At 31.7% G+C, this 14866-nt stretch carries 18 protein-coding genes; 6 read left to right on the forward strand and 12 right to left on the reverse strand.

The features are described 5' to 3' along the window. Positions 1–102: 102 nt before the first annotated feature. From SBL16_RS02185 to SBL16_RS02200, 4 genes are all read left to right on the forward strand, one after another. Entirely contained in the window at positions 103–978 is an 876-nt protein-coding gene (locus SBL16_RS02185) for an undecaprenyl-diphosphate phosphatase (protein ID WP_037536471.1), read from the forward strand. 213 nt (positions 979–1191) lie between these two features. Continuing rightward, on the forward strand, positions 1192–1866 hold the full coding sequence (locus SBL16_RS02190; RefSeq protein WP_107612022.1) for a hypothetical protein: 675 nt from the start codon (positions 1192–1194) through the stop codon (positions 1864–1866). Between the two features lie 6 nt (positions 1867–1872). Next, positions 1873–2319, forward strand: a complete 447-nt coding sequence (locus SBL16_RS02195) for a YaiI/YqxD family protein (protein ID WP_053018731.1) — start codon at positions 1873–1875, stop codon at positions 2317–2319. 11 nt (positions 2320–2330) lie between these two features. Then, entirely contained in the window at positions 2331–2897 is a 567-nt protein-coding gene (locus tag SBL16_RS02200) for a TIGR00730 family Rossman fold protein (RefSeq protein WP_011276473.1), read from the forward strand. 90 nt (positions 2898–2987) lie between these two features. Here the strand turns inward: SBL16_RS02200 and SBL16_RS02205 are convergent, their stop codons facing one another. From SBL16_RS02205 to SBL16_RS02220, 4 genes are all read right to left on the reverse strand, one after another. Beyond that, a complete protein-coding gene (locus SBL16_RS02205; RefSeq protein ID WP_107612021.1) occupies positions 2988–3533 on the reverse strand; it encodes a GNAT family N-acetyltransferase in 546 nt (181 codons plus the stop codon). Positions 3534–3634: 101 nt separating this feature from the next. Next, positions 3635–3931, reverse strand: coding sequence for a hypothetical protein (locus SBL16_RS02210; RefSeq protein ID WP_037536478.1), 297 nt, complete (start codon positions 3929–3931; stop codon positions 3635–3637). 192 nt (positions 3932–4123) lie between these two features. Continuing rightward, complete coding sequence (locus SBL16_RS02215) at positions 4124–4600, reverse strand: SA0632 family lipoprotein (protein ID WP_317952577.1); 477 nt, start codon at positions 4598–4600, stop codon at positions 4124–4126. Positions 4601–4665: 65 nt separating this feature from the next. Beyond that, the gene (locus SBL16_RS02220; protein WP_107612019.1) at positions 4666–5115 is read right to left on the reverse strand and encodes a GNAT family N-acetyltransferase; all 450 of its coding nucleotides are present in this window, start codon (positions 5113–5115) and stop codon (positions 4666–4668) included. Between the two features lie 125 nt (positions 5116–5240). Here SBL16_RS02220 and SBL16_RS02225 point away from each other — a divergent pair, with 125 nt between their 5' ends. Then, positions 5241–5930 carry a DUF1129 family protein gene (locus SBL16_RS02225; RefSeq protein WP_011276478.1) on the forward strand — a complete coding sequence of 230 codons (690 nt, stop codon included), beginning with the start codon at positions 5241–5243 and terminating at the stop codon, positions 5928–5930. A 153-nt stretch (positions 5931–6083) separates the two neighbouring features. On the opposite strand, the gene SBL16_RS02230 is transcribed toward SBL16_RS02225, so the two are convergent. From SBL16_RS02230 to SBL16_RS02245, 4 genes are all read right to left on the reverse strand, one after another. Further along, positions 6084–6572 (reverse strand): DUF456 domain-containing protein, encoded by a 489-nt coding sequence (locus SBL16_RS02230; protein ID WP_107612018.1) that lies wholly within the window; start codon positions 6570–6572, stop codon positions 6084–6086. Then, positions 6572–7792: an MFS transporter gene (locus SBL16_RS02235; protein WP_053017216.1), complete on the reverse strand. Its 1221-nt coding sequence runs from the start codon at positions 7790–7792 to the stop codon at positions 6572–6574. The genes SBL16_RS02230 and SBL16_RS02235 overlap by 1 nt, the downstream gene beginning before the upstream one ends. A gap of 43 nt (positions 7793–7835) precedes the next feature. Beyond that, complete coding sequence (locus SBL16_RS02240) at positions 7836–8690, reverse strand: LysR family transcriptional regulator (protein ID WP_037536488.1); 855 nt, start codon at positions 8688–8690, stop codon at positions 7836–7838. Between the two features lie 142 nt (positions 8691–8832). Continuing rightward, positions 8833–9444, reverse strand: a complete 612-nt coding sequence (locus tag SBL16_RS02245; RefSeq protein ID WP_016930913.1) for a DUF402 domain-containing protein — start codon at positions 9442–9444, stop codon at positions 8833–8835. 221 nt (positions 9445–9665) lie between these two features. On the opposite strand from SBL16_RS02245, the gene SBL16_RS02250 reads away from it, so the two are divergent. Beyond that, positions 9666–10769, forward strand: a complete 1104-nt coding sequence (locus tag SBL16_RS02250) for a 5-methyltetrahydropteroyltriglutamate--homocysteine S-methyltransferase (RefSeq protein WP_107612017.1) — start codon at positions 9666–9668, stop codon at positions 10767–10769. Between the two features lie 59 nt (positions 10770–10828). Here SBL16_RS02250 and SBL16_RS02255 read toward each other — a convergent pair whose 3' ends face one another. From SBL16_RS02255 to SBL16_RS02270, 4 genes are all read right to left on the reverse strand, one after another. Next, entirely contained in the window at positions 10829–11317 is a 489-nt protein-coding gene (locus SBL16_RS02255; protein ID WP_107612016.1) for a cupin domain-containing protein, read from the reverse strand. Next, entirely contained in the window at positions 11317–12033 is a 717-nt protein-coding gene (locus tag SBL16_RS02260; protein ID WP_011276485.1) for a YebC/PmpR family DNA-binding transcriptional regulator, read from the reverse strand. Before SBL16_RS02260 ends, SBL16_RS02255 begins: the two co-directional genes overlap by 1 nt. Positions 12034–12187: 154 nt before the next feature. Further along, positions 12188–12547 (reverse strand): transcriptional regulator, SarA/Rot family, encoded by a 360-nt coding sequence (locus tag SBL16_RS02265; protein ID WP_053017212.1) that lies wholly within the window; start codon positions 12545–12547, stop codon positions 12188–12190. 148 nt (positions 12548–12695) lie between these two features. Beyond that, positions 12696–14843: a helix-turn-helix transcriptional regulator gene (locus SBL16_RS02270; RefSeq protein ID WP_107612015.1), complete on the reverse strand. Its 2148-nt coding sequence runs from the start codon at positions 14841–14843 to the stop codon at positions 12696–12698. Positions 14844–14866: the final 23 nt, after the last annotated feature.

Genomic DNA, 14866 nt, shown 5'->3' on the forward strand with positions numbered 1-14866 from the left:
GTTGATTTGATGCGTTATGATATTATAGAAAAGTGAATTTTGACAACAATATATTTAAAGACAACAATATTTTAAATTTTTAATAAAAGAAAGAGGTTACTTATGATTATTATCGAGTTTATCAAGGGCCTTATCTTAGGTATTGTCGAAGGTTTAACTGAATTTGCTCCAGTTTCATCTACAGGTCATATGATTCTAGTGGATGATATGTGGTTAAAATCGACTGAATTTCTAGGTCCTCATTCAGCTTTTACATTTAAAGTTGTAATTCAATTAGGTTCTGTTTTTGCTGCGGCATGGGTATTCCGTGAGCGTTATTTCGAAATGTTACATATTGGCAAGTATAGAAACACTTCAATAAATGAAGAATTTCGTTCTAAACCACGTCGATTAAATTTACTACACGTATTAGTTGGTATGATTCCAGCTGGTATATTAGGTGTGTTATTCGACGATTTTATTGAAGCGCATTTATTTAGTGTTCCTACTGTAATGATTGGTTTATTCTTAGGTGCAATTTATATGATTATTGCAGACAAATATAGTAAAAAAGTTCAAAATCCTAAGTCAGTTGACCAAATCAATTATGTTCAAGCATTCGTAATTGGTATCTCTCAAGCGGTAGCAATGTGGCCTGGTTTCAGTAGATCTGGCTCTACGATTTCAACAGGTGTCTTGATGAAGTTAGATCATAAGTCTGCTTCTGACTTTACCTTCATTATGGCTGTACCTATTATGCTAGCTGCAAGTGCACTATCATTAGTTAAAAACTATCAATATATTGAACTTGCACATATTCCATTTTACTTAATTGGATTCTTGGCTGCCTTTATTGTTGGCTTGATTGCAATCAAAACATTCTTACACTTAATTAATAAAGTGAAGTTAGTACCATTTGCAATTTATCGAATCGTATTGGTAATAATTATAGCCATTCTATACTTCGGCTTTGGAATTGGACAAGGCATTTCAGGTTAATTATAAATCAATCTAATAATGGCTTTATGCCACATAACATCGTCAAAGATTTAATCTTTGGCGATTTTTTTAGTCAATGAGCTGACTAAGACACTCTCTTAACCTACCTAGTTTTACTCAAGTTAATATAAGGGTTCTAGCTAGTTCCTTCGTTTAGTATGATGTATCATAGGGTAATGAAGATAAATAGTAAATCTAATGGAGGCAACGAGTATGGACAAAAAGAAAATCATTAAAACGGCGATTAATGTTTTACCAATCATTATTGTGCCACTAGTAGTAGAACGTAAGCGTATTAAATCTCATCCTGAGGTACAAAAAGCAACTCATGCAACGTCAAATGCAGGACAAGCGATTGCAAATAAAGCAACAGGTGCAAAAGAGTATTTAGGAGATAAAAAACAAGAATTCGACAACAAACGTGAATTAAAGAAAATTGCAAAAGAAAACGATCCTGAATACATTCAGAAAAAAGGCGAAAAGTTAGCTAAGAAAAACTATAAAGAAGCTGACAAAATGAATAAAAAACTTCAAAAAAATATCGTACAACGTCATAAAGAAGAAGAAAAAGAGCGTGAAAAGAACGAAAAACAACGCATTAAAGACATGAAGAAAACTCAAAAATATCAAGAAAAAGTTGGTTTAACTCCTGGTAAACTTGATGATGAGACAGAGAAAAAAGGCGAAAAACTCGAGAAAGATAATAAAAAAGACGTTAATAAGCTAGATAAAAAGCTCCAAAAAAATATTGATAAACGTCATAAAGAAGAAGAGAAATTACAAAAACAAGAAGAAAAAGCACGCATCAAAGAAATGAAAAAGTTCAAAGATCATGAAGCTGAAAGTGTTGTTACACAAAATAAAAATGAAGATAACAATAAGGCGTAACGCTTTATGACACGTGTAATCATTGATGGAGATGCTTGTCCAGTAGTTGATTCAGTAATTGAATTAACTACTGGGACAGGCATTTTTGTTACCATTTTACGCAGCTTTAGCCATTACTCAAATAAAGTGCTCCCAAATCACGTTGAAACAATTTATATTGATGATGGACCTGATGCTGTTGACTATAAAATTGTAAAGCTAGCTAAACCAGAAGACATTGTAATAACTCAAGATTATGGACTTGCCAGTTTATTACTATCTAAAGTTAAGATTGTAATGCATCATAAAGGGCATTTGTATCGTTCAAGTAATATAGATATGTTATTACAACAACGTTATAATAATGCACAGATAAGAAAGCAAGGCGGTCGTCATAAAGGGCCTCCCCCTTTTTCAAAAGAAGATAAAAAACAATTTGAGCGTGCATTTAAATCTGTTATCAAACAACTATAGGAGGAAGAATAATGAAGCGAATTGCAGTATATTGCGGTGCTAGTAAAGGTAAAGACCCCATTTATGTTAAAGAAGCATACGAACTTGGTAAATATATGGCTGAGCAAGGCTATGAATTAGTTTTTGGTGCAGGTTCTGTAGGTATTATGGGTGCAATTCAAGATGGTGTATTAGATCACGGTGGACATGCTATTGGTGTAATGCCTAAGATGTTAGATGAAAAAGAAATCACTAGTCAAAAAGTGAGCGAACTTATTCTTGTAGATTCAATGCATGAACGCAAACAAAAAATGGCGGAACTTGCAGATGCTTTTGTAATGGCCCCTGGTGGCGCTGGATCTCTTGAGGAATTTTTCGAGACTTATAGTTGGGCGCAAATTGGCATTCATGAAAAACCAATTGCCGTTTACAATTTAAATGGATTCTTCAATCCACTTCAACAACTTATAAATAGTATGATTGAAGAAGGATTTATTGATGAAAAATATAAACATTTAGCACCTTTATATAATTCTAAAGAAGATTTAATTAATGGGTTACTTAATTTTAAACCCCTAGGTATACGTACATACGATTAATTATAAAGCGACATGTTTTGGACTATTATATTTATAAAAGTGATTATTTATCACATAATATAACCATCCAATCTCATGTCGCTTTTAATTTTATATTGATAATTGTTTATAATAACGTACTTGTCTTTTTAACATATGATATTTGCTTAACTCTGGTAATTCAAAATGGTCATATAATGTCATGCCAATTTTTTCCATTACTTTTCTAGAAGGCAAATTATTTTCTGCAGTAAAGCTATAAATAGCTTCAATCCCCTTTTCTTTGGCAAATGCTAACACAGCTGTTGCACCTTCAGTGGCAAGTCCGTTACCCCATACTTCTGGAATAAGACGCCATCCAATTTCATATAGTGGTAATTCCTCAAATGGGTATTGGCTATCTTGAGGTATATAATTAACCCCAATAAAACCAAGCCATTCGCCAGTTTCTTTAAGTTCAACTGCAAATAAGCCTATACCGCTTTCTTTAATAATGTCATCCATTTTTTTCATATCTAATTCAGAACGTCGATAACTTAATAAACTTGGAAAATAGCGTCGCACTTGAGGATTAGCATTCATCTTTTGAAATGGCAATAAATCTTCTTGCTTCCAGTCTCGTAATTTAAGTCTTTCTGTTTCTATATATGTAGCCATTTTCAACACCCCATTTTAAAGAAATACATGAGTAAAAAAGTGCGATATGGATATAGACCATAGCACACTTTATCCGTCTTTAAATTTGATTGAGTAACTAATTAACCTCTAGATATATAACTAACGAGTTCAATGTGTACTGGAATTTCTTTTAAACGATCACGTTGATTTTTAGGTGCAACAAAAGTCGCATCTACAAAGTCATTACGATGGTTAAGTTTAAATGTAGCTACAAATGTGTCGGTATCAGATTCAAAGTTTGGTAAGTGTGCAACCACACGTTTGATTTCACCAGTAGAATCAACAATTGTACGTCCAGTAATATTTTCAATTTCACGTCCTAATTCAGGTAATGTGATTTCGCGCCCTTCTAAAATGTGAAAATCTTGTTCATGCATATGTCATCTCTCCAATGTTATAATTTATGATTAAACGTTTTATTATGTAGTTAAGCTTAATTTATAAAATGATTAAAATGTGAATTGTAAATGATTTAAATTTAGTTTACCCTACATCCGTACATGTCAAACTTGACGTATGAGGCCGGCTAAATTGCCTTCATTATTTAAGTAATTTTATTAACGGCTACTTTATGATGTATCGTCTGAGCTACTTTGTTCACTTGTAGCATTTTCACCGCTATTTGATTGAGCCTCTTGAGTATTACTAGATTGGTTAGATTTCTGTGAATCACTACCACCATTTGTCTTAGAAGTATTCGTTTCGTTACTTGACGTGCTATTTTCAGTGGTACTTTGGCTTTTAGACTGTTTGTATGTATCACTATCTGATGATTGATTTGAGTCACTACTATCACTTTCATCGCTTTCTGAATCATCTTTAGCAGATTCTGTCGCAACTGAATCATCCACTTCTTTTTGAAGCTTTTCACGTTGGTCGTTAAGTTTTTCTTTTTGCTTTTCTAAATCTTTCTTTTGATTTTTCAAATCATCATTTTCTTTTTGTAGTTCTTTAACATCTTTCTCTAATGATGCTCTTTCATCACTTTTACCGCAAGCAGACAACATAAGTGTCGCAGAAAGTAGAAGTATCAACCATTTTTTCATGCTTTTCTCCTTTATTACAAATGAGTAATATTATTTTAACATGAATTAAGAACCTATTCATTTGTTTACCTTAGGTCTTTACGCATTTTTACATGACTTATCGCATAACCATTCGCTTTATTGAACTCAATCATTGCATCATTTGTAGCATCAACCATACCTTCAATTGATTTAGCACCCATTTCAATCGCCCAATTTTCTAAAGCAATCTTTAGACGCTTAGCATGACCCAGTCCTCGAAAATGAAGGTCTGTGTATATCATCTCAGTGATTACTTTTTCTTGAACTGCCTCAAAATGACCCCAAATAAACGAAATTAAGCGTCGTGTGTCTTCGCTCAATTCAATTAAAATTATATCATTACTGTGCTTTAATCGTTGAATAATCATATCTTGACGTAATCCAATTGATAGATGTGTCGCATTGTAATGTATTTCTCGCTTTTCAATATAATGTTCTTGTATCTTCGCGATGGATTCAATCCATTCCATATCTTTAACAGTTAGTTTTCGCATAATGACTTCCTTTATGTTATACATTATATTCTATATTTATCTATGGTATGATTATCCATATTTAACATATAATAATCTATTATTTTTAAAAATAAAATAAGTTTAGACGTTAAGGAGCTTAGTCAATGAAATCCACTGCGAAATTAGCACGTGAAAATAATGTAAAATCATTGCGCCTAAATAATACAGATAGAGAAATCTTTGAAAATTATATGACATACATCCGCGCTGATTTACGCGTCAATCCGCATGACAGTGAGGTAATGCTAAGTCGTATATTAAAAAGATTATTAGAAGCTGAGAATGAAGGTACGTTAGCATTAGAGTTTTTCGAACATAATCCAAAAGCACATGCTAAAAAAGAAATTAAATCATTGCCTAATGAAACGTTTCAAAATATATTTAAGTATATTTTTAGGAATTTTATTTTTTTAATTGGTATTTTTTGTTTCTTTAAAGGCTTTATTGGCTTTTTTATTGGTGGAGATAATAATGAAGTTTACTTGTATACATTTCCGATTAGTGTCATAGCAGGTTTATTTATTATCTTTATGTTTATATTAGTCATATTTAAGACGGTTCAACTTCAAAGTTTCAATAATTCACATTGGGTGTGGTTATTTAATTACACTATTATCGCTTTACTGTTAGTCGCTCTATTTTATGTCTTTTTTATTCCGCAATCATTTTTAGCTTTTGGTCCTTACATTCTTATTAGTAATTGGTCATTTATTATAATTTCAGCCATCATTACGCCAATCGCTTTTTATATACAACATCATTTTGTTAACAAGGATTCAAATACTATCTTATAATACGTTGTCACAATGAACTAAGACTTGTAAAGTAGCATTTTATAAAAAATAAAAAAGGTTAAGCATCTGTATCATACGTGTGCAATGATGTTCTCAAAAAACGAATTGAAAACTCAAAACCACTTTGATATAAATGACTTAACCTTTTTTTAATTATCCTACTAAAAACACATCTATAAAGAACCAAATGACCATAATGAACATAATTAACGCTTGTGCAACCGAACTCGCTAAAAATGCTACTACAGATCCAATGCTTGCTTTAAGTGCTTTTCCAAAATCAAAATCTTGCACTAATTCTACAATGAGCACTGCTATAAAAGGTACGATGATAATACCGAACGGTGGAAAGACGAAGCATCCAACAATCACACCTATTAACGCTACATACTCACCCAATTTAGAACCGCCAAAGCGATTTACAAAGTATTTATTCATTAAAAAGTCAGATACTAAAATAAATACAGTGAACAAAATCATAGCTACATAAAATATCCATGATAACCCATCTTGAGAGAATCCAAATTGATAAATTAAGAATCCTACCCATAACACAAGTACAGATGGAATAATAGGTTTAATTAAACCTACAAATGCTAAAACAAATGATAATAGTATTAATATCCATAAAACAACTTCCATTACTTAACTTTCACATCCGCTTCCGTATATTTTTGATCTTTCGTAAAGAATATCAATATCATTCCTATGAAAATAGATGTTGCTGAAACGAAGAAAACATTCTCCAATCCAACCCAATGGCTCATTGCACCACCTAATAAATTTCCTAACAACTGTCCAATCACCATTGCATTCGCAAATAATGTTGAAGCATAACCTGGGAAATCAGGTAAAATATCTTGGAAATAGCTAATACCTAATCCGAGTAAGATAGCTAAAAATAGTGCTAAGAAGATTTGTCCGATCATCATAGCATAGATATTTTCAAAAACACCAATACTAAAATAGAAGGCACCACCACTAATAGCACCTATGATTAACAACGTTCGAGTAGCTAACTTAGCAGATAACATACCTAATATAACCATGAAGGGAACTTCTAAGCCGGCACATAAACTTGCTAGCGTTCCTACATATCCCTCTTGCTCCTTAAGATAATCTGTGACAAATAGCGGCATATTCATTGTGTACATCCATTGACCTATATGTAATAAAATAAATGCTATAAATGGAATAAATAGTGTTTTATCTTTAATCATATTAGGCGCAGTCTTCTCAATATTGGCTGTACCACCAACTTGCTCTTTTGCTGATAAATTTAAATCTTTATAGAAGAAGATTTGTAAAACAAGTGTGAATAATAAAATAAAGACGGTGCCACCAAAAAGTCCAGCATATCCCATAAATTGAATTAAATACGCTCCGATTAACGGACCAAATAAGAAACCAAAAGAAAACATAGAACGTAAAACAGTATTGGCAAATTTAGCATTATTTCTTGAAGATGAAACGTTAATGGATTCACGTGCAGATGCATATAATTGTGGCATTGCTGGAGCGAATAACCCTTGAAAAATAGCGTATACAATAATAAACAACCAAATATTATGAATATAAAAATAAATCGAGAAACTAATAGCCCCCATCATAAGTGCACTAATGATGAGTACTTTTCTATTAATGCTATGCGTATCTGAAAAGCGAGCGACAATAGAATTGACTGTAAATTGACTCACTGCTGCTAGGGCAAGTAGAATACCGAATTGGTTAGTTGTCATCCCTAGCTCTTTAGTCGCGAATAAGACGAAGTAAGGTACTGTGATGGCAATCCCCATACCTAAAAGCATCATATTCACAACGAATAATTTGTAGTTTTTTATATGCAACAATGCTGCAAACATTTTTCTACCTCTATTCTTTTTTTAATTACACGTGTTTCAATGATTAGCGAATAAAGTTAAGCATCAAAGTAACAAATGACTCAACTTGAGGGAGTTGTAACATGCTACTGTCATAACTCATAAACGTTGAGCGAATAAGTGGTTGATTGTCGATGTTTACCTTTTCAAATTCAAACATATTTTTATCTATATTTCTCATCATGATTTCCGGAAGAATCGTAACCCCTACACCACTTACTAACATTTCTTTGCATGTAGCAACTTGATCCACTGTTATCGTTGCGTGATAGTCTTGTCCAAGATTCTCATTATACCATTCTTTAATTTGATTAATATAGATAGGATCAGCTTGAAACTCTATGAAAGGTAATTTAGAAACCTCGCTCTTTCTTTCTTTTGGGTAGATAAAATAATGATCATCGTCAAAGAGGTGTGTATTAGTCAAGTTCATTACTTTATTTCCTCGAGTTATCATCACATGATAGTCTCTATGATTTGCTTTAATTTGTTCTGTAGAACCTACTTGAACTTGTATCTCAACATTTGGAAATTGTGAATTATATAAACTTAATACTTCTGGTAATAACGTTTGACCAATCAATGATGAACAGCCGATTGAAATGGTACCATTCACTTCTCCAATATGTGCTTGCATTTTATCAAAAAATACACGCTCTCGTTTTAACATGTCACGAGCATGCTCAATAATCATAGCACCCTCAGTGGTAGTGATTAATTGTTTCTTTGTACGGATAAATATGTCTACACCAAATGAATGCTCTATTGCTTTAAGTCGTTGTGTTACAGCTGGTTGAGAAATATATAATATTTCTGCTGCTTTACGTAACGTCTTGGTTTCATCTAATGTAATTAATAATCGATAGTCTTCTATTTTCATAGCTTCCCCCTACTAATGTTTATTCATGAACATGGCTATGAGCAACAAAAAAATTTAAGACCGAAACGAAAACTATATAAACAATGCTTCACATTTACTTATCGTTCCGCTTCGCTCCTAATATTAAAGGCTTAGAGTTCCATCATTTCCCTTTATTTACATGTGGCTTATGATGTTGAATATGTTTTTTATACGTCTTATTATAATTTGGCTTTTTCAACTTACCAACCATCTTGTTATAGCAATACATAATTCGATTATTAACATCATCAAAATTTTCATTGATTTCAATCATCAATTGATGCGCAATCATATAAGCTTCATGATATTGCTTTTTAGTGATTTGTTCATTTTTTAATGCTAATTTCAAATCATTTTCATCAACGAGCTCATATTCTCCAGTTGATGGTAACACAAGCACATCCAAGAATAAATCGAGTGTTCTAGCATTGCCCTTTTGAGTAATATTCTTAATATTGATATCGAAGTAATACTCCAATGGATTTCCTTTATCATCAAACATTGCAGTAATACTATATCGTTTCTTTTCCGGCAAAATTTGCAACCATTGATAATTGTCATCAGCAACAATTATATTCTGGCCTACTACCGTCACCTCTAAAGGTTCACGAACCTTCTTCATCGTGACCAAGCCAATAATACCCTTAAATCTATTATTATTCACCTTAACTTCTATGTAATCACGTTCTAATAGGCGACGCCAGTGACGTTTATCTATATATTTAATTTTCATAAAGCCACCAACTCCTTGTCATTATTATATTAAACTAACTAATTGATGTCATCTTTGGTCGTTTTTAATTGAATTACGCACATAAACATATAAAAATTTTCAATTTTATTTTACTACAACTAATTAATTTTTAGGGAAAATTGACAAAAATACTCGTATTTGATAATTTATGTTTATATTATCTGAAAATTCTAAATAAATTGATAAAGGAGGAACTGCTATTGACTTACAGACCTTTTAAAGCAGACCATGTTGGAAGTTTGTTACGACCTCAAAGATTAAAGGACGCTCGCGCTAAATATAATCAAAATGAAATCAGTGGTGCAGAGTTAAAACAAATAGAAGATGAGGAAATCGACCGTATTATAGAGAAGCAATTAGAAATAGGTTTACATAGTATTACTGATGGTGAATTTCGAAGAAGTTGGTGGCACTTTGATTTCTTAGAAAATCTAGATGGTGTCGAAGGTTACACTCCTGAACACGGGCTAGAATTTGAAGGGCTAGAAACGCGTGCCCATAATGTAAGAGTAGTTGATAAAGTTAGATATAATCCTAATCACCCCCATTTTGACCATTTCAAGTTCTTATATGACAGAGTTAATGGACGCGCTACCGCAAAAGTATCAATTCCGAGTCCAAACCAATTATTCCACCCTAACATATTGAATGAAGATATTTATCCAAATATTGAAGACTTTGCTCATGATATTTCTGAAGCTTATCGCCAATCATTGCAACATTTTTATGATTTAGGTGCAAGATACATACAAATAGACGATGTATATTGGGCTGGTCTGACTGACGGTACACATAAAGTTCGAGGACGTCAACGTACAGATGAAGAAAAAGTTCAAGCTCGTGAATTAGCATATAAGGTAATAAATGATGCTGTCGAAGGTCTTCCAAAAGATTTAATTTTAACTACACACATTTGTCGTGGTAATTATCAATCAACATGGGCAATTTCAGGTGGTTACGAAGCGATTGCTCCGTATTTATTTAAAGAGCACCTGCATGGATTTTTCTTAGAATATGATGATGAGCGTTCTGGCGACTTTGAGCCTTTACGCTATTTTGATAAGGATGCTTATGCCGTACTAGGTTTAATTACTTCTAAGACACCCGAACTTGAAGATAAAGAATTAATTAAACAACGTATTAAAGAGGCACAACAATACATCTCCCTAGATCAAATATGTTTGAGTCCTCAATGTGGATTCGCTTCAACTGAAGAAGGTAATCAGCTCACAGAAGAACAACAATGGACTAAATTAAAATATGTCGTAGAGCTATCTAATGAGTTATTAGGCAGCGCTAATTAGTACCTTATTGAATTCTAAAAAACACAAAGTTAGATGAATCTAACTTTGTGTTTTTAAGTCTATTGGTCTCTGTTTAATAAGGCATACTGTTTAATAATTGCCTCGTGTTGAGGATACATACTGTACAACTCATCTTGTGTGAATAATTCAAAATGATTAAAATCAAATGCTGGTTGGCACATACATCCAACCAAGCTATAGCCTTCTCTGTCTGTTAAACTCGATGCAAAAATAGTACCTTTAGGCACTAAATACTGCAATACGTCGCCATTTTCAATTGAAGCACCTAATTGTACTGATTGATAGCTCCCCTGAGGTGTAATCATATGAATGGTCAAAGATTCACCTGCATGATAATACCATACTTCATCCGCATCGATACGATGAAAATGAGAAATATCACCAGTATTTAACAAGAAGTATATACTACTGAATGGTGCACGTTGTGCCTCATTTGTTGTTTCTCGAATTGTTTCTTTATAATAGCCACCTTCTGGATGAGGTGTTAGATCAAGTTGTTTAATCCAATAATCTGCATTTTTCTTCATTATTTTAAATCCACATTATGGAAAACATTTTGAACATCTTCAAGGTCTTCGAGTGCATCAATTAATTTCTCAAATGTTGCTTGGTCATCCTCTGATAATTCAATATCAGTTTGAGGTAACATTTCAAACTCAGCAACTTTAAATTCTTCTACACCTGTTTGGCGTAATGCATCTTGTACATGAGCAAATTGGTCTGGTTCGGCATAAACGATTGTAAGATCTCCATCTTCAATTACATCTCTAACATCAACATCTTGTTCCATTAATGCCTCTAAAATGTCATCAGCTGATTTACCTTCAATGCCGAAAGTAGCCGTGTGATCAAACATGTAAGCTACAGAACCTGATACACCCATATTTCCGCCATTTTTACCGAAAGCAGCTCTCACATCTGAAGCCGTACGGTTTACATTATTAGTTAATGCATCTACGATAAGCATTGAACCACTTGGTCCAAAGCCTTCGTAACGTAGGTGGTCATAATTTTCATCACCAGCACCTTTAGCTTTGTCAATTGCTCTATCAATAATATGATTAGGTACTGAATACGTCTTCGCTCTTTCAAGTACTAATCTTAATGCTTGGTTAGATTCAGGATCTGGTTCACCAGATTTGGCTGCTACATATATTTCTTTACCAAATTTCGCATATATTCTACTTGTATTTTTATCTTTTTGGGCCTTTTTCTCTTTAATATTATTCCATTTACGTCCCATAATGTCATCTCACTTTCATACTCAATACTCCTTATTATATAGCATTAATAAAGCATTGTCTAAAAAGGAAATAAACGCATTGTACGAAGTAAAAATAAGCATAAAAAAATACTGACAGAATGTCTTTGTCAGTATTCTCGTTCAACATATTAAATTAAATATCTAAGAATTCTTCAACATCATTGAATAAAGCATCGAATTTTTTAACATTCTTCTCATCCATATAGATAAAAATTTTTCTCTCATCTTCAGTTGATCGAACCTTACTTAGTCTTTCTTTTTCTATAAGTCGTCGAATTGAGACTAATAATTTAGTTCTACTTAACTCTAACTCACTAATTGCTATTTTTAGAAATTTTTGCATTAACATTTGATCTTTAGCAATATGTTCATGAGCAAGTTTGAGCAAAGCCAAATCATTTAATGTCAACTTATATTGTTTATCTATGTACTCTGACAATGCTTTATATTGTTTATAGAATTCTAGTAATCTATTTAATTTGTCATTATTCAATGATTTTTGCACCTCCAAATATAAGCAGACAACTTAATTACTATTATCCTTTATATTTTTAGGTATGTCCTATAACTTTGTTTAGAAATTTTTGTCGAATTTACTAACAATGTTAAATATAGTTGCGCAAAACACAATTGAGTAGATTTTATTTTTTTAAAATTTTAACGATATACAACGCATTGTAATTAAGTTTAATTTGAAGAGGTGCATTATTAAAGTTATGTTCTATCATTTGAAATGTTGGATGAATTAAATAATCTAGTTTTCTTAAAAATCGTTTTGACCATTTATGTTTTTTTCTAATACGCTGAGAAATAAGATGATTAATATTACCGTTATAGTCATCGATGAGTTGAATTTGAACTAAATAGGTATCTTTTAATACATCATCTGTAAAATCAATAAATATATCTGTTTGATCATAATTGACTTGCAATGATTCACTTTCTAAAACACGCCAATCGTAAATTAGAACAGTATATTGGTCTTCATTGTCAATTAAGATGTAATTTTCATTAAATAATTTGGGTTTCATACTAATTTCAATGAGTTGCTCTAAAATCGCTCCTAATATCGACTTAAAACCGTTTTCATCGAATATGTGAAGTGCATTAAACAAATTACCACTATGCTTGAAGTTAAAGCCAATTCCGTTAAAATATGACGCTGTTCTCACAAATGTCTCAATTAATAAAGGTGCACTATTATTCAAATCATTATATTTACTATTTAAAAATTTGTGGTTTTCAAAATTTAAAAATATTATTTTCTGATCTTCTAGATCAAATTGCTTTAATATTTGTCTAATATTTTGGTATCGTAATATATTTTTCACCAGTAAATGTTCATTCTGTTCAATTAGGTAAGGCATTTTTAGTTGTGCATTATCAATATATAAAAATTCAAAATTAATGCGTTTGATTTGTGATTCTAATGTTTTAAACAATACAGGGTCGTTTAGTAGCTTACTTATTTCTAACCCAAATGAAAATTGTTGCGTTTTATGCTGTATTTTTAAAATAATTCGATAAATGGATTTCAAATTCACTTCATCTAAATCAAATATAAGACCTAATTTATGATTACCACTCGTAGGAAGTTGATGTTCTCTGAAGTAGTTTGCTACATCCTCAAAATTAGACTCTAAAAAATCCGTTAACGTTAAATCTTCCAGTCTAAATACTACATTTAATTCATTAATAATGATGTATTCAAACAATCGTTGTCTCTCATACTTTGTCATTTGATCTTTAATATCACGCATATCTACATTTAAATAAAACTTCAATGTTGAGTGTTCGTAATACAAAGGTCGTGCAAAATCTTGAAAAAATAATAATCTTATTTCTTCTATAGTATTAATTTGAAGCACTAAATAATACGGATTCACAGTAGAACCAATTGTTGAATCTGCGTAGATTATATGATCATCGTGTTGGTTATAATATTGTTGTTTAATCTTGATTAATTGATTAATGTAGTCAATATTTCCTTCGCTTATAATTTCATAATCCATATCAATAGATTTTTCATATCTATCACAGTATCGGTACTCGTTGGGAGTCATGCCAACATAATTTTTAAATGTTTTAGAATAACTTGAAGCATTGCTAAATCCTACTTTTTCGCTTATTAAACTTATCGTGTATTCCGTTGTTAATAGCCATTCAAATGAATTTGCAATTTTTAAAGTATCTACATATGTCTTGAAACCCATATTTAGCAATTGATTAAACTGTGCCGAAAGATTAGATTTAGAAGTAAATAATTTTGATGCTATACCCGTTAGCGTTAATTTCTTAGTAATATTTTGATTGATATATTCTAATATTTCGCTTAATTCACCGTAAAAAGAGAAGTTATATTGATGATTTGCGATTGATTTCTCAATGGCGCCTTCTTTCCCAATAATATCAACAACAGAAGTAATATATGTAGTATCTTCAGAAACTGAGTCTGCGTTTAAATGGTTTAGGGCAAGTTGCAATAATATGCGTTTAATGGAGTTAATGGACTTAACTAGATTAGTTGAGTATTTATAATTGAAGAAATCAAAATGGCGATCTCTAAACCAATCACTAGCGATATAAAGCATGATGGTTTTTTTATTTTTTAGAATTGAAAAAATATCTGTATTATTAATAACGTAAATGTCATTTTCGACGTTAACAGTTTTAGTAAAGTGCTGAAGTTTAAGTTGACCTTCTATCGGAAACAACAGAATAATACCGTCTTGGCAACGTGTCATTTTGTATTCATTCTTAGTCAATATATGAATATTGGTATTAGACATTGATTAACCTCTTTCTAATTCAT

The organism is Staphylococcus sp. NWU MK-U1, assembly GCF_033283505.1.
Lineage (GTDB): Bacteria > Bacillota > Bacilli > Staphylococcales > Staphylococcaceae > Staphylococcus > Staphylococcus haemolyticus.